We start from the raw sequence: 19,577 nt of genomic DNA, 5'->3' as shown, positions 1-19,577 counted from the left end.
CTCATTCGCTCCCGCGGCTAGCGTCGGCGAGCGCGTTGGCGCCACCGACGATCTCGCTGATTTCCTGGGTGATCTCGGCCTGACGGGCCGAGTTGGCAAGCCGCGTGAGCGACTTGATGAGCTCTCCCGCGTTGTCGGTCGCGCTCTTCATCGCGCGCCGGCGAGCGGCGTGCTCCGAGGCGGCCGACTGCAGCAGCGCGTTGTAGATCCGGCTCTCGACGTACCGCGGCAGCAGGGCGTCGAGGACGCCCTCCGCCGACGGCTCGAAGTCGTACAGCGGGAAGATCTGGTGCGTGGCCTTCGACGCGTCGCTGAGCTCGACCTCGTCCAGCCGGAGCGGCAGCAGCCTGGCGTCGACCGCCGTCTGCGTCAGCATCGACTCGAACTTGGTGGAGACCAGGTGCAGCTCGTCCACGCCGCCGGTCTCCGCGGTGAACGCCTTGATGAGGTCGCTCGCCACGGTCTTGGCGTCACCGTACGACGGCTTGTCGGAGAAGCCCGTCCACGACTCCGCAACGGTGAGGTTGCGGAAGTTGTAGTACGAGACACCCTTGCGGCCGACGATGTACGACACCACGTCCTTGCCCTCGGCACGCAGCCGCGCGGTGAGCGCGATCGCCTGCTTGATGGCGTTGGTCGAGTAGCCGCCGGCCAGGCCGCGGTCCGCCGTGATCAGCAGGACCGCAGCCGTGGTGGCCTGCGGGTTCTCCGTGGTGAGCGGGTGCTTGGCGTTGGACCGGGTGGCCACCGCCGTCACCGCCCGGGTGAGCTCGTCGGCGTACGGAGTGGAGGCGGCCACCGCGCGCTGCGCCTTGACGATGCGCGACGCGGAGATCATCTCCATCGCCTTGGTGATCTTCTTCGTCGCGGTGACAGAGCGGATCCGGCGCTTGTAGACCCGAAGCTGTGCTCCCATGGGCCGTTACGTCCTTTCCCTCGTTACCGGACTCAGGCCTGCTCGGACAGGAGCTTGCCGTCGGCCGTCGTGAAGCCCTGCTTGAAGCCCTGGATCGCGGCGGTCAGCGCCTCGATGGCGCCGTCCTCCAGCTTCTGGGTCTCGACGATGCCGGCGAGGATGCCCTTGTGCTCCAGACGCAGGTGGTCGAGGAACTCGCGCTCGAAGCGGCGGATCTCGGCGACCGGGACGTCGTCCAGCTTGCCGGTGGTGCCGGCCCAGATGGAGACGACCTGCTCCTCGACGGGGAACGGCTGGTACTGGCCCTGCTTCAGCAGCTCGACCATGCGCGCGCCGCGCTCCAGCTGGGCCTTGGAGGCCGGGTCCAGGTCGGAACCGAAGGCGGCGAACGCCTCCAGCTCGCGGTACTGGGCCAGGTCCAGACGCAGACGGCCGGCGACCGACTTCATCGCCTTGATCTGGGCGGAGCCACCGACGCGGGAGACCGAGATGCCGACGTTCACGGCCGGGCGGATGCCGGCGTTGAACAGGTCGGACTCCAGGAAGCACTGGCCGTCGGTGATGGAGATGACGTTGGTCGGGATGTACGCCGACACGTCGTTGGCCTTGGTCTCGATGATCGGCAGACCGGTCATCGAGCCCGCGCCCAGCGCGTCGGAGAGCTTCGCGCAGCGCTCCAGCAGGCGGGAGTGCAGGTAGAAGACGTCACCCGGGTACGCCTCGCGGCCCGGCGGGCGGCGCAGCAGCAGGGAGACGGAGCGGTAGGCCTCGGCCTGCTTCGACAGGTCGTCGAAGATGATGAGGACGTGCTTGCCGTCGTACATCCACTCCTGGCCGATGGCCGAACCGGTGTACGGGGCGAGGTACTTGAAGCCGGCCGGGTCGGAGGCGGGAGCAGCCACGATCGTGGTGTACTCCAGCGCGCCGGCCTCCTCCAGGGCGCCACGGACCGACGCGATGGTCGAGCCCTTCTGGCCGATGGCGACGTAGATGCAGCGGACCTGCTTCTTCGGGTCGCCGGAACGCCAGTTGTCGCGCTGGTTGATGATCGTGTCGATCGCCACCGCGGTCTTGCCGGTCTGGCGGTCGCCGATGATCAGCTGGCGCTGGCCGCGGCCGATCGGGGTCATCGCGTCGATGGCCTTGATGCCGGTCTGCATCGGCTCGTGGACCGACTTGCGGACCATGACGCCGGGGGCCTGCAGCTCCAGGGCACGACGACCGGTCGAGGCGATGTCGCCCAGGCCGTCGATCGGGTTGCCCAGCGGGTCCACGACGCGGCCGAGGTAGCCCTCGCCGACCGGGACGGAGAGGACCTCGCCGGTGCGCTGCACCCGCTGGCCCTCCTCGATGCCCGAGAACTCACCGAGGACGACGACACCGATCTCACGGGTGTCGAGGTTCAGTGCGAGGCCGAGGGTGCCGTCCTCGAACTTCAGCAGCTCGTTGGCCATGACCGAGGGCAGGCCCTCGACCTTGGCGATGCCGTCCATGGCCTCGGTGACCGTGCCGACCTCTTCACGCGAGGCCGCGTCCGGCTGGTACGACTGGACAAAGTCGGCCAGCGCGTCCCGGATCTCCTCCGGACGGATCGTAAGCTCCGCCATCAGGCTTCCCTGCTCTCCTAGTTTGCGATCCTCGGCCCGCCATTGAGGGCCGCAAGTACTCGACTCTCGGCCGGGTCGGGTGAACCGGCCGTACGATTTGCCGGCTCACCTGGTGTGAACCGACGCCCGACCGAGGGTCGGATGATGCTCTGGGGGGTTGGTCAGCCTTCGAGGCCCTGACGAGCGCCTTCAAGGCGGCTCGACACCGTGCCGTCGATGACCTCGTCGCCGATCTCGACCCGGATGCCGCCGACGACCTGGGGGTCGACGTCGATGTTCAGGTGGACCTGCTTGCCGTACAGGCCGGCCAGGGCAGCGGCGAGCCGCTCCTTCTGGGCGTCCGACAGCGGGACGGCCGTGGTGACCAGGGCCACCACACGGCCGCGGCGGGCCGCGGCGAGCTTGGCGTAGGTCTCCAGGCCCTGTTCCAGGCTACGACCACGCGGGGTCGTGACGAGGGAGACGACCAGGCGGACGGTGCCCGCGTCGGCCCGGCCTCCGAGCAGCTTGGCGACCAGCGCGGCCTTGGCGGCCTTGCCTGCCTTGGGCTCGGTGAGGGCGGACCGCAGGTCGTGCGAGCCCGAGGCGATCCGCCCGAAGCGGAACAGCTCGTCCTCGACGTCGTCCAGCGTGCCGGCGCGCTCGGCGGCGATGATCTCGGCGTACGCCGAGAGCTCCTCCACCGCGTCGACCAGGTCACGGCCGCCGGACCAGCGCGAACGCACCAGTCCGGAGACCAGGTCGACCGTCTCGCCGGAGACCTGGCCGGCCAGCAGCGTGGTGACGAAACCGGCCTTGTCCTGGCCCGACCGCGAGGGGTCGGTCAGCACGCGGCGCAGCGAGACCTCGCGGTCCAGCAGGCCGGTGACGGCGGTGAGGTCCTCGGCGAGCTTGGCCGCGTCCACCGAAGTGTTGTCGGTCAGGCTTTCGAGGTTCTCGCGGCCGGCGGCCAGCGCCTCGCGGCTGGCGCCGATCACTTGGTGCCCGCCGATGCAGCGGCCTTGGCCTCGAGCTCGCCGAGGAACCGGTCGATGACGCCGCTCTGGCGGGCGTGGTCCTCAAGGGACTCGCCCACGATGCGGGAGGCCAGCTGGGAGGCCAGCGAGCCCACGTCCTGGCGCAGGGCGGCGGTCGCCTGCTTCTTGTCGGCGTCGATCTGGGCATGGCCGGCGGCGACGATGGCCTCGCGCTGGCGCTGGCCCTCCTCGCGCATCTCGGCGACCAGGGCAGCACCCTGCTCACGGGCGTGCTCGGTGATCCGAGCGGCCTCGTGACGTGCCTCGGCGAGCTCGGCACGGTACTGCTCCAGCAGGGCCTGAGCCTCGGCCTGAGCGGCCTCCGCACGCTCCATGCCGCCCTCGATGGCGTCCCGACGCTCCGACAGCACCTTCTCGATGCTGGGGAGGAGCTTCTTGCCGAGGATGCCGAAGACGATGAAGAAGCAGATCAGGCCGATGATGACCTCGGGCCACGCGGGGAGAAGAGGGTTCATCTTCTCCTCTTCCGCGAGGAAGACCACGGGGTTCATATCAGAACCTTTCGTCGAAAAGGGCTACCGGTGTGCCGGAATCAGACACCGAACACGAACGGCATGACGATGCCGATGAGCGCCAGCGCCTCGGTCAGCGCGAAGCCGATGAACATGTTGGAGCGGATCAGGCCGGCAGCCTCGGGCTGGCGGGCCATCGCCTGGACACCGTTGCCGAAGATCAGGCCGACACCGATGCCGGGGCCGATCGCAGCGAGACCGTAGCCGATGGACGCGACGGAACCGGAAACCTCAGCGAGAGCGGACATCTCAGCTAATCCTTTGCGGGATGGAGTACCGGTGGGTGTTGGCCACCGGGAGTTCGGGGCGCAGCCTCGGGGCTGCGGTGCTCAGTGCGCCTCTTCGAGGGCACCGGCGATGTAGCTGCTGGCCAGCATCACGAAGATGTAGGCCTGCAGGAACTGGACCAGCAGCTCGAAGGCGGTGAGGCCGATGGTGACCACGAAGGACGCCGTGCCGTAGAGCGCGCCGAGGCTCGGGCTGAGCAGGTACCAGGAGGCGATGGAGAACATCACGATCAGCAGGTGGCCGGCGAACATGTTCGCGAAGGCTCGGACCGCGAGCGTGAAGGGGCGCACGAAGATGTTCGAGAAGAACTCGATCGGCACCAGGATGAACATGACCCAGCCGGGGATGCCCGACGGCCAGCAGAGGTTCTTCAGGCCGCCCACGAAGCCGTGCTTCTTGAAGGTCAGGCTCATGTACGTGACCCACACGACGGCTGCGAGGCCGGCGGGGAAGGCGATCGCGGCCGTCACCGGGAACTGGGCGAACGGGATGATCGACATGATGTTCATCAGCCAGATGAAGAAGAACATCGAGACGAGCATCGGGACGTACTTCTCGCCCTTCTTGCCGATCGTCTCCAGCACGATGCTTCGCTTCACGAAGTCGTAGCCGATCTCACCGACGAGCTGGAGCTTGCCGGGGACGAGCTTCGGCTTCGCGAAGGAGGCCCAGAAGAAAACGACCACGAGCATCGCGACGATGATCGAGAGCAGCATCGGCTTGTTGAACTCGATGCCTCCGACCGTGAAGATCGGCTCGAAGTCGAACTCGTTCAGGCCCGGTGCCGGGAAGCCGCAACCGGAGAACAGGTGGCACCCGGCCTCAGAGGCGAGCTGGACGTCAGCACCCACCACAGACTCCTTCGTCATGACGCATGGTTACGGCAACCTCGGTGTGTCGGCGCGGCCTTGGGCCACGGAGCGGCACTGGAACTTGATGGATGTCTCGCGGACCCTGCACGGCGCGTATCCCTGCCGCGGGATCTTCGAAGACTTCGTGGAGTCGGGGGGCGATCCGTCCGATGATCGGAGGGACCTGGCCGCATCCCGTACTCCGTTGTTGGGACGGACGATAGCAGTCCGTCAGGAGGGCATAAACACCGCCCCCCGTGCGAGGGGGACAGCCTGCCCCCTTCACGGTTGACGCCCCGATTTCGGCTTGTCGTCGCGGGATTCGGGGTCGACGTAGTAGATCTTCGCCTTCATGGCGGCGCGCACCTGGAAAGCCGTCCAGACCAGGGCGCAGCCCAGCAGCGTGAAGCCGAAGACCTTGGTGTCGAAGAGTGTCGTGTGTTTGAACACGGCGAGAACGATCGCGATCAGCAGGATCTGCGTGGTGTACACCAACAGCGCTGCTGCCATGAGGATCTGCGGATTGTTCCGGGTCAGCCGGTCGAGTGCGACCTGGCCGAAGGTGAAGAACGCCATCACCAGGAGCGTGGCGAAGACGGCGCCGATCAACCCCTTCGTCCCCACGACAGCGGTGGAGATCGCAGCGGCGATCACGCCGGCGACCGCAGTGGGGATTGCGGCGCCGCGGATGATCCGGGCGTCGGGGGACGGCATGTCGGCAGCTCCGGCGGCATGTCGGTGACGGGGGGACGGGCGCAGGTGTGCGGTGGTGACACCGCACCGAGATCCACAGCCGCAGGCCGGCCGCTCGACAGCGAGCCGGACGAGGAAGACCGACCGGGGGCGGAAGCACTCCACCTGTCGGTTCTTTCGGCGTGTTCTCGGTACTCGTGAACGGTATCACAAACTATTTGATGAGAGCTTTACCATGAACGTGTGGTACCTGTCACACCGATGGCCCAAGGGTGCCGCCGTGCGGGTGAGCGTTGTTGAGCGGCCGTCAGCCCTTCGTGCGACCCCTCGCACCGACCGCGGTGGCGCCGCTGCCGACCCTGCTCAGCAGGGCCTTGTCCTTGGCCGAGAGCTCGGCCATCGCCGGGGCGTCGGCGGGCTCCCCGCCGGCTGCGGGCGGCTCCCCCGCGGACGACTCCCCCGCGGGCCCGGCGGCGTCCGCGGCGGCGTCCCCGGCGGCCCACCGCGCCTTGCGGTAGCGCGGCGGGACGATCGCCTGCACGGCCCGCGGCGCGTGCGGCCGGAAGCGCGGCATCAGCAGCACCACGAGGCCGATCAGGCACAGCCCCGCGAACGCGAGGACGACCGTGCGGCCGGTGTTGGTGATGGAGAACGCGACGGTGCCGAAGGCGATCAGCGCGGCCCAGAAGTACATGATCAGGACGGCCCGGCTGTGCGAGTGGCCGACCTGCAGCAACCGGTGGTGCAGGTGCTGCTTGTCCGCGGCGAACGGCGACTTCCCGGCCCAGGTGCGACGCACCACGGCGAGCAGCAGGTCGGCGAGCGGCAGCGCGATGACGGTCAGCGGCAGCAGCAGCGGGATGTAGATCGGCACGAGGGCGTGCACGGTGGCGGTCTGCGAACCCGTCCGGTCGGTGATCAGGTCGGGGTCGACGCGGCCGGTGATCGAGATGGCGGCGACGGCCAGCATCAGGCCGAGCATCATCGAGCCGGAGTCGCCCATGAAGATCCGGGCGGGGTGCAGGTTGTGCGGCAGGAAGCCGAGGCACATGCCGATCAGGACGGCGCTGAAGAGCACCGCGGGGGCGGCGTCGTTGACGCCGTAACCGATCCACAGCCGGTAGGAGTAGAGGAAGAACGCCATCGCGGCGATGCAGACCATGCCGGCGGCGAGGCCGTCGAGGCCGTCGATGAAGTTGACCGCGTTGACCATGACGACGACCAGCAGCACCGAGATGATCATGCCCTGGGTGGGGGTGACGGCGACCGGGCCGACACCGGGCACCGGGATCGAGATGACCGTCACGCCCTGCCAGACCATGACGCCGGCGGCGATCATCTGACCGCCCAGCTTCACCAGGGCGTCGACGCCCCACTTGTCGTCCAGCACGCCGAGGATCCACATGATCCCGGCGCCGGACAGCAGCGCACGGACGTCCGCGCTCTGGATGAACAGCCGGCCGATGGTGGTGAGCTGCGAGGCGACCAGCAGGCCCGCGCACAGGCCGCCGAACATCGCGATGCCGCCGAGCCGCGGGGTGGGCTCGCGGTGCACGTCGCGCGCGCGCACCGGCGGCATGGCGCCGGCGACGATGGCGAACTTCCGCACCGGGCTGACCAGCAGGTACGTCACGGCTGCGGTGACGAACAGCACCAGGAGATACTCACGCACCACTGGCCTCCTGCAGCGCGGTCCGACGGATGAGTACGCAGGGTACTCCCGGGAGAGTTCGGGGTTCGAGGTGCGTCGCCACCCTCACACCTTATTGAGTGGGACGGGCGGGACGTGCACCGCGGTTCTCCCTGCGGCCCGAACAGTGGCGGACGCCACCCCCGGCGGGGTTCCCGGCCGCCTCGTCCGGCCCTCGTCCGGCCCTCCGACGGCCCTCCGGCAGGGACCGTCCGGCGTCAGTGCCGGACCGCGAACGACCGGGCGAGCGCACGGACCCGGTCCGTGATCCGGGGCTGCGGTCCGCCGCTCAGCAGCTCCCCGATCAGGGCGCCGACCTCGGCCAGCTCGGCGGGCCCCATGCCCTGGGCGGCCGCGGCACCGGTGCCGAGGCGGATCCCGGAGGCCTCGGCGGCCGGCGCGGGGTCGTACGGGAGGGCGCACTTGCCGAGCATGAGGCCGGCAGCGGCGCAGCGGCGCTCCGCCTCGACGCCGCTGAGCCCGAGCGGGCTGACGTCCGCCGTGACCAGGTGGGTGTCGGTGCCGCCGGTCGTCGGCGGCACGCCGTACCCGGCGAGGGCCGCGGCCAGGGCCTGCGCGCCGTCGACGGCCCGCCGGAGGTAGGCGGCGAACTCCTGCGTGCCCGCCTCGGCGAGGGCGACGGCCTTGCCGGCCACCTCGTTCATGGCCGCGCCGCCCTGGGTGAACGGGAAGACCGCGCGGTCGACCCGGTCGGCCAGCTCGGCGGTGCAGAGCAGCATCCCGCCGCGGGGGCCGCGGAGCAGCTTGTGGGTGGCGGCCACGGTGACGTCGGCGTGGGGCACCGGGGAGGGGGCGAGGCCGGCGGCGACGAGGCCGGTGGTCTGGGCGGCGGAGGCGACGAGGTAGGCGTCGACCTCGTCGGCGACGGCGCGGAAGCCGGCCCAGTCGATGTGCCGGGGGTAGGAGATGCCGCCGGCGATGATCGCCTTGGGGCGGTGGCGGTGGGCGAGTTCGCGCACCTGGTCGAGGTCGACGAGGCCGTCGTGCTCGCGGACGCCGTAGCCGACGAAGTCGAACCAGCGGCCGGAGAAGTTGGCGCGGGAGCCGCAGCTGAGGTGGCCGCCGTGCTCCAGGGACATCGCGAGGACGACGTCGCCGGGCCGCAGCAGTGCCGCGTAGGCCGCCAGCATCGCCGAAGTCGCGGACCGGGGCTGGACGTTGGCGTGCGGGGCGGCGAACAGCTCGCGGGCGCGGTCGACGGCGAGCAGTTCCGCGGTGTCGGCGAGCGCGCATCCGGTGTGGTGGCGGTGGCCCGGGTACCCCTCGGCGTACTTGTCGATCAGCGGTCCGCCGAGGGCGGCGAGCACGGCGGGGCTGGTGACGTTCTCACCGGCGAGCAGCTGCAGGCTCTCGGTGCGCCGCTCGGCCTCGGCGGAGAGCAGGTCGGCGAGGAGCGGGTCGGCGGTCCGGAGGGCCTCGGAGGGCTGCCAGGGCGCTCCGCCGGCGGCGCGGGTGTCGGTGGGGCCCTGCTCGGCGTGGATGACGGACATGGCGCAGCTCCCGGGCAGCGGCGGGTGGATCCTTCCAGCGTAGGTCGGGGCCTCCGGGCGGGCCCGCCCACGCGGTGCGGCGTACCGCCGTCAGGGGCCGGCGGATCGGGCCCCGCGGGAAAGGCACCGGTTCGCCACGCTTCCTTCACGCGATCCCCTGCACTCCCCCACGCGTGCCGGACCCCGGCCGGGGCCTGCGGCCGTCCCGCACGCCCGCCGGGTGCGCGCACGCCCCGGCAGCACCGCCCGCCCCGTACCCCGGGCAGGACGCCCGGCCGGCCCCGGAACGGCCCGGAAGGGCCCCGGAAGGGCCCCGGGACGGCTGCGGAGGCTCAGACGCGCCCGTGCACGCCCGTGAGCGCGGTGACCACCGGGTCGAGCGCGCCGAATATCTCCTCGCCGCAGTTGCGGAACATGCCGATCGGCGCGCCGTACGGGTCGTCCACCTCGTCCGACTCGGGCGAGGCCGCGAGCAGCCAGCCGCGGAGCGCGGCGGCGGCCCGCACCAGGGCGCGGGCCCGCTCGGGCAGCTGCGCGCCGCCGCGCGGGTCGGGCAGCGTGCTCGGGTCGATCCGGCGGACGAGCCGGGTGAACTCCTTCAGCGTGAAGGTCCGCAGCCCGGCCGAGTGGCCCATGGAGATGACCTGCGCCCGGTGGTCGAGCGTCGCGGTGAGCACCAGGTCGGCGTCGATGACGTGCTCGTCGAGCAGTTCACGGCCGGCGAAGCCGGCGCTGTCCACCCCGTACTCGCCGAGCACGGTGGCGGCGTGCACCTCCATCGGTGCGCCCTCGTGGCCCCAGGTGCCGGCGCTCTCCACCACGAACCGTCCGGAGGCGTCGCCGAGCCGGGCGTCGAGCTCGTGGCGGGTGAGCCGTTCGGCGATGGGCGAGCGGCACACGTTGCCGGTGCAGACGAAGAGGATCCGGAAGCCGTCCACCGGACGCGGGGAGACCGCCGCGTACGGGGATATTCCGGGGCCCGCGGCGTACAGCGACGCAGCGGTCAACTGCCGGCCTCCAGGTCCGGGACGACCTCCCTCAGCTGCTCGACGCTGATCGCGCCGGCCCGCAGCACGACGGGGATCTTGCCGGTGACGTCGACGATGGTGGACGCCGTCGCGTGGTCGGCCCGGCCGCCGTCGAGGTACACCGAGACGGCGTCGCCGAGCTGTTCCTGGGCCTCGTCGCAGGTGGCCGGCGACGGGCCGCCGGTCTTGTTCGCGCTGGAGACGGCGAGCGGGCCGGTGGTGTTGAGCAGCTCCAGGGCGACGGGGTGCAGCGGCATCCGCACCGCGACGGTGCCGCGGGTCTCGCCGAGGTCCCAGCGCAGCGAGGGCTGGTGCCGGGCGACGAGGGTCAGGCCGCCGGGCCAGAAGGCGTCGACGAGCTCCCAGGCCTGCTCGGAGAAGTCGGTGACCAGGCCGTGCAGGGTGGTCGGCGAGCCGACGAGCACCGGGGACGGCATGGAGCGGCCGCGGCCCTTGGCGTCCAGCAGGGCGGCGACGGCCTCCGGGGAGAACGCGTCGGCACCGATGCCGTACAGCGTGTCGGTGGGCATCACGACGAGCTCGCCCCGGCGGATCGCCGAGGCGGCCTCGCGCAGTCCGGTGGCGCGGTCCCCGGTATCGGCACAGTCGTAGCGGCGGCTCATCGGTGCGGTCCCCTTCCGAACATCACAGCGAACACGGTGAACTCACGAAATCCACGCGGCGGTGCGGTGCACCGCCGGTTCCCGCCGGGGCCTCACAGCGTCGCCTTCCGGGCGGTGGTGAAGCGCGGGCGGTTGTTGAGGTCGCGGTGGTCGGCGGCGTCCGTCCAGCCGGCTTCCTCGTTGAAGATCCACGGCACCTGGCCGCCCTGGGTGTCGGCGTGCTCGATGACCACCGCACCGCCCGGGCGCAGCAGCCGGGCGGCGACGCGCTCGATGCCGCGGATGGTGTCGAGGCCGTCCTCGCCGGAGAACAGCGACATCTGCGGGTCGTGGTCACGGGCCTCGGGCGCCACGTACTCCCACTCGGTGAGCGGGATGTACGGCGGGTTGCTGATCACGAGGTCGAAGCGGCCCTCCCAGCCGTGCTCCCCCTCGAACGCGCGGGTGGCGTCGCCCTCGTGCAGGGAGACGCGGGCGCGGTCGGGGCTGGCGGAGACGTTGCGCCGGGTGTAGGCCAGCGCGCCCTCGTCGAGCTCGAAGGCGTGCACGGTGGAGCGCGGCAGTTCCTGGGCGAGGGCGAGCGCGATGGCGCCGGAGCCGGTGCACAGGTCGACCACGAGCGGCTCGGCGACGTCCATGTCGCGGACCGCGTTTATGGCCCACTCGACGACGCTCTCGGTCTCGGGCCGGGGCACGAAGACGCCGGGCCCGACCTCCAGCTCCAGGTAGCGGAAGAACGCCCGCCCGGTGATGTGCTGGAGCGGCTCACGGGCCTCGCGCCGCGAGACGGCCGCCCAGTACCGGGCGTCGAAGTCGGCGTCCGCGACGGTGTGCAGCTGGCTGCGCTTGACGTCGTGGATGTGCGCCGCGAGCTCCTCCGCGTCGAAGCGCGGTGACGGCACCCCGGCGGCGGCCAGCCGCTGGGTGGCCTGGGCCACCTCGGCGAGCAGCAGGTTCATCCGACCGACCCCTCGTACTCAGTTCTCCTGGGCGGCGGCCAGCTTGGCCGCTGCGTCGGCGTCCACGCAGGACTGGATCACCGGGCTCAGGTCGCCGTCCAGGACCTGGTCCAGGTTGTACGACTTGAAGCCGGTGCGGTGGTCGGAGATGCGGTTCTCCGGGTAGTTGTACGTGCGGATGCGCTCGGAGCGGTCGACGGTGCGGACCTGGCTGCGGCGCGCGTCCGAGGCCTCCCGCTCGGCCTCCTCCTGGGCGGCGGCCAGCAGCCGCGAGCGCAGGATGCGCATGGCCGACTCCTTGTTCTGGAGCTGGCTCTTCTCGTTCTGGCAGGAAGCCACGATACCGGTCGGCAGGTGGGTGATCCGGACGGCGGAGTCGGTGGTGTTCACGGACTGCCCGCCGGGGCCCGACGAGCGGTAGACGTCGATCCGCAGGTCGTTCGCGTGGACCTCGACCTCGACCTCCTCGGCCTCCGGGGTGACGAGCACGCCCGCGGCGGAGGTGTGGATGCGGCCCTGCGACTCGGTGGCCGGCACGCGCTGCACGCGGTGCACGCCGCCCTCGTACTTGAGCCGGGCCCAGACGCCCTGGCCGGGCTCGGCCCCGCCGCGGGTCTTCACGGCGACGGAGACGTCCTTGTAGCCGCCGAGGTCGGACTCGTTGGCGTCGATGAGCTCGGTCTTCCAGCCCACCCGCTCGGCGAAGCGCAGGTACATCCGCAGGAGGTCGCCGGCGAACAGCGCGGACTCCTCGCCGCCCTCGCCCGCCTTGACCTCCAGGATGACGTCCTTGTCGTCGTTGGGGTCGCGCGGCACGAGCAGCACCCGGAGCTCCTCCGTGAGCTCGTCACGGCGCGCCTCGGCGGTCTTCGCCTCGGCGTAGAAGTCCGGGTCCTCGGCGGCGAGCTCGCGGGCGGTGGCGATGTCCTCGCCCGCCAGCCGCCACGCGCGGTAGACGGTGACGATCGGCGTCAGCTCGGCGTAGCGCTTCGCGGCCTTGCGGGCGTTGGCCTGGTCGGCGTGGACCGCCGGGTCGGCGAGCCGCATCTCGAGGGCGGCGTGCTCGACGAGGAGCTCTTCGACTGCCTCGAACATCGGATGGGCCTACTTCCCGGGAGTGCGGTTGGGACGGGGATGCGAACGGCGCCGGCCCGGCGCCCCCGCGGTGGATGCGGGAGCGCCGAGACCGGCGCCGTGGAAGCGCTAGGCCTTGCCGCCGCTGAGCTTCTTGCCGAAGCGGGCCTCGAAGCGGGCCACGCGACCGCCGGTGTCCATGATCTTCTGCTTGCCGGTGTAGAACGGGTGGCAGGCGGAGCAGACCTCGGCGCGGATCTCGCCGCTGGTCTCGGTCGAGCGGGTCGTGAACTCGTTGCCGCAGGTGCAGGTGACCTTGGTCACGACGTACTCGGGGTGAACGTTGGGCTTCAAGGGAATCTCCTAGTGATCGGGAGGGGCCCGGGTCGGCGGCAGGCAGCCGCACGTGAACCGGGACCGACGGACCAGTGTGCCAGCACCGGCCGCATCTTCCCAAACCGGGAGCCGGGTGCGGCTATTCCCGCGGGCCGCCCCCGGCCGGGGCCCGGACGCCCGAGGCGGCCGGGGCGCTCGGGGTGGTGTCGGCCGGGTTGGACGGCTGGACGCTGACGACCGCCTCCGGCACCCCCGTGTCGGCCTGCAGGGAGGCCCACAGCAGCCCGGCCTGGGGCGTGCGCGGAACCACCCGGTTGGGGTCCACGGGGGCGGTCACGACCGGCAGGGTGACCATCGTCAGCTGGGCGGGGCCGATGCCCTTGAGCGTGTTCGCGAGGCCCACCAGGGCGCTGACCGAGGCGAGGTCGGAGTCGGTCGTCATGGCACTGGTGAGCTTGTCCGCCAGCGACCACAGCCGGGCCGGGTTGGAGGTGACCCCGACCGTGCCCACCTGCTCCATGATCGACCGCACCATCTGCTGCTGGAGCTCGATCCGGCCGAGGTCGCTGCCGTTGCCCACGCCGTGCCGGGTGCGGACGAAGGCCAGCGCCTCGGCCCCGGCCAGGTGGTGGTGGCCGGGCGCCAGGTGCAGGCCGCTGTCCCGGTCGGAGATGGCGACGGTGGTGGTGACGTCCACACCGCCGATCGCGTCGACCAGCCTGGCGAACCCGGCGAAGTCGATCTCGACGAAGTGGTCCATCCGCAGGCCGGTCAGCTTCTCCGCGGTCTTCACCGCGCACGCGGGGCCGCCGACCTCGTACGCCGAGTTGAACATCGCGCTGCGCACGGCCGCCACGGGGGTTCCCTCGGGGGACGTGCAGGCGGGCCGGGCGACCAGGGTGTCCCGCGGGATGCTGACCACCGACGCGGCGCTGTGCTCGCGGTTGACGTGCACGACCATGGCGGTGTCCGAGCGGGCGCCGTCGCCGACCGCGCCGCCGGCCAGCGAGCCGTTCGCGCCGGCCCGGGAGTCCGAGCCGAGCACCAGCAGGTTGAAGGCGCCGCCGACGGAGGCGGGCGGGCGTCCGGTGCCGAGCTGGGTGTCGATGTCGACGCTGCGGATGTTGCCGTTGAGCTTCCAGTAGGCGTAGCCGGCCGCGCCGGCGCCGATCAGCAGCAGTCCGACCGCCGAGAACACCGCGATCCGCAGGACGCGGCGGCGCCTGCTGCGGGGCTTCGGCTTGTCGGTCATTTCATCCCATTTCTCTCGAACGGGTCATTCGAGCATAAGGGAATCCCCCGACCGCCGACCGGTGGACGGCCGGCGCCCGCCGCGGCACCGGAAAACGGGTGGGCCCCGGACCGCCGAAGCGGTCCGGGGCCCACCCGGGGACGAGCCCTGTCAGTCGCCGGAACCGGGAGTGGTCTTGGCGATCTGCATCAGGAACTCGGCGTTGCTCTTGGTCTGCTTCATCTTGTCGAGGAGCAGCTCGATGGCCTGCTGCGAGTCCAGCGCGTGCAGCACCCGGCGGAGCTTCCAGGTGACCGCCAGCTCCTCCTTGCCGAGCAGGATCTCCTCCTTGCGGGTGGAGGACGCGTCGACGTCCACCGCGGGGAAGATCCGCTTGTCGGAGAGCTTGCGGTCGAGCTTGAGCTCCATGTTGCCGGTGCCCTTGAACTCCTCGAAGACGACCTCGTCGGCGCGGGAGCCGGTCTCCACCAGGGCGGTGGCGAGGATCGTCAGCGAGCCGCCGTTCTCGATGTTGCGCGCGGCACCGAAGAACTTCTTCGGCGGGTAGAGCGCGGTCGAGTCGACACCACCGGACAGGATGCGGCCGGAGGCGGGCGCGGCCAGGTTGTAGGCGCGGCCCAGGCGGGTGATGGAGTCGAGCAGGATCACCACGTCGTGGCCCAGCTCCACGAGGCGCTTGGCGCGCTCGATGGCGAGCTCGGCGACGACGGTGTGGTCCTCGGCCGGGCGGTCGAAGGTCGAGGAGATGACCTCGCCCTTCACCGACCGCTGCATGTCGGTGACCTCCTCCGGACGCTCGTCGACCAGGACGACCATCAGGTGGCACTCGGGGTTGTTGTGGGTGATCGCGTTGGCGATCGCCTGCATGATCATCGTCTTGCCGGTCTTCGGCGGGGCGACGATCAGACCGCGCTGGCCCTTGCCGATCGGCGACACCAGGTCGATGATCCGGGTCGTCAGCACGCCCGGGTCGGTCTCCAGGCGCAGCCGCTCCTGCGGGTAGAGCGGGGTCAGCTTGCCGAACTCGGGACGGTTCCGGGAACCCTCCGAGTCCATGCCGTTGATCGAGTCGAGGCGCACCATCGCGTTGAACTTCTCGCGGCGCTCGCCGTCGCGGGGCTGGCGCACCGCACCGGTGATGGCGTCGCCCTTGCGCAGGCCGTGCTTGCGCACCTGGGCGAGCGAGACGTAGACGTCGTTCTGGCCCGGCAGGTAGCCGGAGGTCCGCACGAACGCGTAGTTGTCGAGGATGTCGAGGATGCCCGCGACGGGGATCAGGACGTCGTCCTCGCCGATCTGCGGCTCGGGGGCGCCGGTGTCGAAGCCCTCGCGACGGCCGCTGCCGCTGCCGCTGCTGCCACGGCCCCGGCGGTCGCGGTAACGACCGCGGCGGCCGCGGCGGCCGTCGCCGAACTCGTCGTCGTCGTAGCCGCCGGCCTGCGGCTGCTGGCCCTGCCCGGCGGTCTGGCCGCCCTGGCGGGGGGCCTGCTCCTGCTGGGTGCCGGCCTGCTGCTGCGGCTGGCCGCCGCCCTGACCGCCCTGGCCGCCGCCCTGGCCGCCCTGGCGCTCGGCCCGGTCGCGGTCACGGCGGTTGCGGCGGTCACGGCGGGACTCGCGCGAGTCGGCGTCCTGGGCCTCGACGGCCTCGGTGCGCTCGCCCACGTCGCGGCGGTCACGGCGGTCACGGCGGTCACGGCGCTCGGTACGGCCCTCGCCGTCGAACGTGCGCGGCTCGGCCGTCCTGGCCTCGGAACGGGTCTCGGCCTTGGCCTCGGCGACGACCGCGCCGGCCGACTCGGCGGCCTCGGCGACGGGGGCACCCGCGGCGGAGGTCGCACGGCGACGGGTGCGCTCGGCGCGGGCCGGAGCGGCCTCCGCGGCGGCCTGGACCGGGATGTCGATCTGGGCCTGCGGCTGCTCCTCGGCGGCCGCGGCCGCGGCGGGAGCGGTACGGGTGCGGCGGGCCGGCTTCTCCGCGGCGGCCGGGGCGGCGGCGGGCGCCTCCTCGACCGGGGCGGCCTTGGCGGCGGCGCGCTTGGCGGCCGGAGCGGGCGCCGCGGCGCCGGCGAGCAGCGGGTCTCCGCCGCTCTTCTCCTTGATCGCCTCGATGAGCTGGCTCTTGCGCAGCCGTCCGGTTCCGCTGATACCGAGGCCCGTGGCGAGCTTCTGAAGCTCGGCCAGGACCAGGCCGTCGAGGCCTGCGGCAGCGCTGCGACGGCGCTTGGCCGGGGCCGCGGGGGCGGCGGCTGCGTCCGACGCTTCGGCGTCCGGGCGCGCGCCCATCAGATCGGTGGTGTCGCTCACTAAGGGTCCTTCCCTGGAGCGGACGTCGGCCTGTCTGGCTCGGCGACCGGTTGTGCTGTCCTGACCAACGCCGAATCACGCTGGTCCGAGGCGGTTGTCCCCCGAAAGGACCAGCCGATCGGGAGAAGCTGCGATGTGCGGTGCACTGTGGTGCGAATCGGCGCGGTGGGCCGGTCTCGTGCCGGCCTCGCTGCCTGTTGTGGTTCCCGGGCCCCCGCCGCGTGGCGGTACCTCGGGCTCCGCCCGCCCGTGCCTCAGTCCGGAGGCCGCGGGTGGGAGTCAGGTGCCGTCACGGCTTCGGGATGCGCCGCAGTCGCGCAGGCAGGCTGCGTACGCGCCGTGGTGGGCTCCCGGAAAATCGTGGTCCCGTCCTTCCGGACCCTGCAGGTGCGAACACTGCGAACCTGAAGGGGCGGGATCGGGACGTGGCGCACCGAGCCCCGGAGGGCACCTGGTGCAGCATTGAGGTTAACACTACCGACCCCCTGACACATTCCCCAGCCCAGTTCCTGTCAATCGTGTCCGTCCCCGCGGGTCCGTCCGCATCCCGTTTCCGCTCACACGTCGAGCGGCAGGACGCAGGCGCCGGTGCGGTCCAACTCCAGCCGGTGCGCGGCGAACTCGGGCCCGGCGAGACCGAGGACCTTGTCGGCGCCCGCCTCGTCGGAGAGGGCCAGCACGGTGGGGCCGGCACCGGAGATGACGGCGGGCACCCCCTGCGCGCGCAGCGCGGCCACGAGGGCGGCGCTGTCGGGCATCGCGGAGGCCCGGTAGTCCTGGTGGAGGCGGTCCTCGGTGGCGGTCAGCAGCAGCTCGGGACGGCGGGTGAGGGCTTCCACGAGCAGGGCCGCCCGACCGGCGTTGACCGCGGCGTCGGACAGCGGGACGGTCTTGGGCAGCAGGCCGCGGGCGGTCGCGGTGAGCACCTCGGTCGCGGGCACGAAGACGACCGGGACGACCCGGTCGGAGGGGTCCAGCACGATGGTGTGCGCGCCGTCCTCGGCCGTCCAGGCCACCGTGAAGTTGCCCCGCAGGCAGGCGGCGACGTTGTCCGGGTGGCCCTCGATCTCGGAGGCCAGGGCGAGCAGCGCGTCGTCGTCCAGCGCGGAGCTGCCGCCGATGGTGACGGCGCGGGCGGCGACGATGCCGGCGCAGATCGCGGCGGAGGAGGAGCCGAGGCCGCGGCCGTGCGGTATGCGGTTGGCGCAGACGACCTCCAGGCCGCGCGGCTGTCCGCCGAGCCGGTCGAAGGCCGCCCGCATCGAGCGGACGACCAGGTGGCGCTCGTCACGTGCGAGGTTGTCGGCGCCCTCGCCCGCGATGTCGACGGAGAGCCCGGAGTCGGCGACCCGGACGACGATGTCGTCGTAGAGACCCAGGGCGAGTCCGAAGGCGTCGAAGCCGGGGCCGAGGTTGGCGCTGGTCGCGGGGACCCGGACCCGGACGGCGGCGGCACGGAACGCAGGACCGGCCATGCGGTGGACTCTCCTGGGGAGTGAGGGCTGCCCGGTGGGGTGGGGCCAGCGGTGGTACGGCTGCGGAGCCTGGACTGCAGGACCCGGCGGAGCGGGAGAGCACGCGTCCACGCGTGTCCCGTCGGAACCAGCCTATCGAAGAGAGGTTCCACAGCGGTACACCCCGCTCCCCATTGATCCGCCGTGTTGCCGTTTCCGGCCGAAAACGGCGGGGAAATGGGCGGGGAAATCGCGGATGAATCAACACGTACGTGTCATCCACGCACAACGGCGGGCCGACCCCCGAAAGGGTCGGCCCGCCGTGTCGGGCGGCTCCGCGGCCGTCAGTCGAGCAGTCCGAGGCGCTGGGCGGCGGCGTACGCGTCGACCGGCACGATCTCCGGGCGCTGCGGCGCACCGGCGACCGCCCAGTCCGGGTCCTTGAGGCCGTTGCCGGTGACGGTGCAGACGATGCGCTGGCCCGGGTCGACCAGCCCGGCCTCCGCCTTGGCCAGCAGGCCGGCCACGCCGGCCGCCGAGGACGGCTCGACGAACACGCCCTCCTGCGACGCCAACAGGCGGTAGGCGGTCAGGATCTGACGGTCCGTGACCTTGTCGATCAGGCCGCCGGAGTCGTCCCGCGCGGCGAGCGCGAAGTCCCAGGAGGCCGGGTTGCCGATGCGGATGGCGGTCGCCAGGGTCTCCGGCTTGAGCACCGGGGCACCGTCGACGATCGGGGCCGCCCCGGCCGCCTGGAAACCCCACATCCGCGGCTTGCGGGCGGACATGCCGTCCGCGGCGTACTCCCGGTAGCCCTTCCAGTACGCGGTGATGTTGCCCGCGTTGCCGACCGGCAGGACGTGGATGTCGGGGGCGTCGCCGAGCATGTCGACGATCTCGAAGGCCGCGGTCTTCTGGCCCTCGATGCGCACCGGGTTGACCGAATTGACCAGCGCCACCGGGTACTTCTCGGACAGCTCACGGGCGAGCGTGAGGCAGTCGTCGAAGTTTCCGTCCACCTGGAGGATCTTCGCGCCGTGGATGATGGCCTGGCCCATCTTGCCGAGCGCGATCTTGCCCTGCGGCACCAGCACCGCCGGCACCATGCCCGCGCGCACCGCGTACGCGGCGGCCGAGGCGGAGGTGTTGCCGGTGGAGGCGCAGATGACGGCCTGGGCGCCGTCCTCCTTCGCCTTCGAGATGGCCATCGTCATGCCGCGGTCCTTGAAGGACCCGGTCGGGTTGGCGCCCTCGACCTTGAGGTAGACGTCGCAGCCGGTGCGCTCGGACAGCACCCGGGCCGGGACGAGCGGCGTGCCGCCCTCCAGCAGGGTGACCACGGGCGTCGCGTCGCTGACCGGCAGCCGGTCGCGGTACTCCTCGATGAGGCCGCGCCACTGCTGCGTGTGGGCGCCTCTGGCGATGACGGCATTCATGATCGA

Annotated in this window: 18 protein-coding genes; all 18 read right to left on the bottom strand. The window is 71.7% G+C overall.

All coding sequences use genetic code 11. The features are described 5' to 3' along the window. Position 1 precedes the first annotated feature (1 nt). Entirely contained in the window at positions 2 to 916 is a 915-nt protein-coding gene (locus SNE206_RS24675; RefSeq protein WP_407915682.1) for a F0F1 ATP synthase subunit gamma, read from the bottom strand. Positions 917 to 948: 32 nt separating this feature from the next. Continuing rightward, positions 949 to 2,523: a F0F1 ATP synthase subunit alpha gene (gene atpA, locus SNE206_RS24670; RefSeq protein WP_407915681.1), complete on the bottom strand. Its 1,575-nt coding sequence runs from the start codon at positions 2,521 to 2,523 to the stop codon at positions 949 to 951. Between the two features lie 161 nt (positions 2,524 to 2,684). Continuing rightward, positions 2,685 to 3,500: a F0F1 ATP synthase subunit delta gene (locus tag SNE206_RS24665; protein WP_407915680.1), complete on the bottom strand. Its 816-nt coding sequence runs from the start codon at positions 3,498 to 3,500 to the stop codon at positions 2,685 to 2,687. Continuing rightward, a complete protein-coding gene (locus tag SNE206_RS24660; protein ID WP_407915679.1) occupies positions 3,497 to 4,051 on the bottom strand; it encodes a F0F1 ATP synthase subunit B in 555 nt (184 codons plus the stop codon). Before SNE206_RS24660 ends, SNE206_RS24665 begins: the two co-directional genes overlap by 4 nt. Positions 4,052 to 4,092: 41 nt before the next feature. Next, positions 4,093 to 4,320: an ATP synthase F0 subunit C gene (gene atpE / locus SNE206_RS24655; protein ID WP_355650837.1), complete on the bottom strand. Its 228-nt coding sequence runs from the start codon at positions 4,318 to 4,320 to the stop codon at positions 4,093 to 4,095. An 81-nt stretch (positions 4,321 to 4,401) separates the two neighbouring features. Beyond that, positions 4,402 to 5,229, bottom strand: coding sequence for a F0F1 ATP synthase subunit A (gene atpB / locus SNE206_RS24650; RefSeq protein ID WP_405011562.1), 828 nt, complete (start codon positions 5,227 to 5,229; stop codon positions 4,402 to 4,404). 264 nt (positions 5,230 to 5,493) lie between these two features. Next, complete coding sequence (locus tag SNE206_RS24645) at positions 5,494 to 5,925, bottom strand: hypothetical protein (protein ID WP_405011563.1); 432 nt, start codon at positions 5,923 to 5,925, stop codon at positions 5,494 to 5,496. Positions 5,926 to 6,211: 286 nt separating this feature from the next. Further along, positions 6,212 to 7,576, bottom strand: coding sequence for an MraY family glycosyltransferase (locus tag SNE206_RS24640; RefSeq protein WP_407915678.1), 1,365 nt, complete (start codon positions 7,574 to 7,576; stop codon positions 6,212 to 6,214). 236 nt (positions 7,577 to 7,812) lie between these two features. Next, positions 7,813 to 9,105: a serine hydroxymethyltransferase gene (gene glyA, locus SNE206_RS24635; protein ID WP_407915677.1), complete on the bottom strand. Its 1,293-nt coding sequence runs from the start codon at positions 9,103 to 9,105 to the stop codon at positions 7,813 to 7,815. Positions 9,106 to 9,437: 332 nt separating this feature from the next. Next, positions 9,438 to 10,076: a protein-tyrosine-phosphatase gene (locus tag SNE206_RS24630; RefSeq protein WP_407915707.1), complete on the bottom strand. Its 639-nt coding sequence runs from the start codon at positions 10,074 to 10,076 to the stop codon at positions 9,438 to 9,440. A 32-nt stretch (positions 10,077 to 10,108) separates the two neighbouring features. Next, positions 10,109 to 10,756, bottom strand: coding sequence for an L-threonylcarbamoyladenylate synthase (locus SNE206_RS24625; protein WP_407915676.1), 648 nt, complete (start codon positions 10,754 to 10,756; stop codon positions 10,109 to 10,111). Between the two features lie 92 nt (positions 10,757 to 10,848). Further along, positions 10,849 to 11,715 (bottom strand): peptide chain release factor N(5)-glutamine methyltransferase, encoded by an 867-nt coding sequence (prmC, locus tag SNE206_RS24620; protein ID WP_407915675.1) that lies wholly within the window; start codon positions 11,713 to 11,715, stop codon positions 10,849 to 10,851. 18 nt (positions 11,716 to 11,733) lie between these two features. Next, entirely contained in the window at positions 11,734 to 12,810 is a 1,077-nt protein-coding gene (prfA, locus tag SNE206_RS24615) for a peptide chain release factor 1 (RefSeq protein ID WP_407915674.1), read from the bottom strand. Positions 12,811 to 12,918: 108 nt separating this feature from the next. Then, the gene (gene rpmE / locus SNE206_RS24610; RefSeq protein WP_407915673.1) at positions 12,919 to 13,143 is read right to left on the bottom strand and encodes a 50S ribosomal protein L31; all 225 of its coding nucleotides are present in this window, start codon (positions 13,141 to 13,143) and stop codon (positions 12,919 to 12,921) included. Between the two features lie 121 nt (positions 13,144 to 13,264). Continuing rightward, positions 13,265 to 14,377 (bottom strand): LCP family protein, encoded by a 1,113-nt coding sequence (locus SNE206_RS24605; RefSeq protein ID WP_407915672.1) that lies wholly within the window; start codon positions 14,375 to 14,377, stop codon positions 13,265 to 13,267. Positions 14,378 to 14,527: 150 nt separating this feature from the next. After that, the gene (gene rho / locus SNE206_RS24600) at positions 14,528 to 16,681 is read right to left on the bottom strand and encodes a transcription termination factor Rho (RefSeq protein ID WP_407915671.1); all 2,154 of its coding nucleotides are present in this window, start codon (positions 16,679 to 16,681) and stop codon (positions 14,528 to 14,530) included. Between the two features lie 557 nt (positions 16,682 to 17,238). Further along, on the bottom strand, positions 17,239 to 18,156 hold the full coding sequence (gene thrB / locus SNE206_RS24595; protein ID WP_407915670.1) for a homoserine kinase: 918 nt from the start codon (positions 18,154 to 18,156) through the stop codon (positions 17,239 to 17,241). Positions 18,157 to 18,479: 323 nt separating this feature from the next. Continuing rightward, positions 18,480 to 19,571, bottom strand: coding sequence for a threonine synthase (gene thrC, locus SNE206_RS24590; protein ID WP_407915669.1), 1,092 nt, complete (start codon positions 19,569 to 19,571; stop codon positions 18,480 to 18,482). Positions 19,572 to 19,577: the final 6 nt, after the last annotated feature.

The sequence above is a fragment of the Kitasatospora sp. NE20-6 genome (assembly GCF_045862635.1).
This window is presented reverse-complemented; position numbering and strand designations above follow the sequence as displayed.

Bases quoted from the DNA above. Each gene is read 5' to 3' on its own strand.
- SNE206_RS24675 (WP_407915682.1), bottom strand. From the start codon at position 916: ATGGGAGCACAGCTTCGGGTCTACAAGCGCCGGATCCGCTCTGTCACC.
- atpA (WP_407915681.1), bottom strand. From the start codon at position 2,523: ATGGCGGAGCTTACGATCCGTCCGGAGGAGATCCGGGACGCGCTGGCC.
- SNE206_RS24660 (WP_407915679.1), bottom strand. From the start codon at position 4,051: ATGAACCCCGTGGTCTTCCTCGCGGAAGAGGAGAAGATGAACCCTCTT.
- atpE (WP_355650837.1), bottom strand. From the start codon at position 4,320: ATGTCCGCTCTCGCTGAGGTTTCCGGTTCCGTCGCGTCCATCGGCTAC.
- atpB (WP_405011562.1), bottom strand. From the start codon at position 5,229: ATGACGAAGGAGTCTGTGGTGGGTGCTGACGTCCAGCTCGCCTCTGAG.
- SNE206_RS24645 (WP_405011563.1), bottom strand. From the start codon at position 5,925: ATGCCGTCCCCCGACGCCCGGATCATCCGCGGCGCCGCAATCCCCACT.
- glyA (WP_407915677.1), bottom strand. From the start codon at position 9,105: ATGTCCGTCATCCACGCCGAGCAGGGCCCCACCGACACCCGCGCCGCC.
- SNE206_RS24625 (WP_407915676.1), bottom strand. From the start codon at position 10,756: ATGAGCCGCCGCTACGACTGTGCCGATACCGGGGACCGCGCCACCGGA.
- prmC (WP_407915675.1), bottom strand. From the start codon at position 11,715: ATGAACCTGCTGCTCGCCGAGGTGGCCCAGGCCACCCAGCGGCTGGCC.
- prfA (WP_407915674.1), bottom strand. From the start codon at position 12,810: ATGTTCGAGGCAGTCGAAGAGCTCCTCGTCGAGCACGCCGCCCTCGAG.
- SNE206_RS24605 (WP_407915672.1), bottom strand. From the start codon at position 14,377: ATGACCGACAAGCCGAAGCCCCGCAGCAGGCGCCGCCGCGTCCTGCGG.
- thrB (WP_407915670.1), bottom strand. From the start codon at position 18,156: ATGGCCGGTCCTGCGTTCCGTGCCGCCGCCGTCCGGGTCCGGGTCCCC.
- thrC (WP_407915669.1), bottom strand. From the start codon at position 19,571: ATGAATGCCGTCATCGCCAGAGGCGCCCACACGCAGCAGTGGCGCGGC.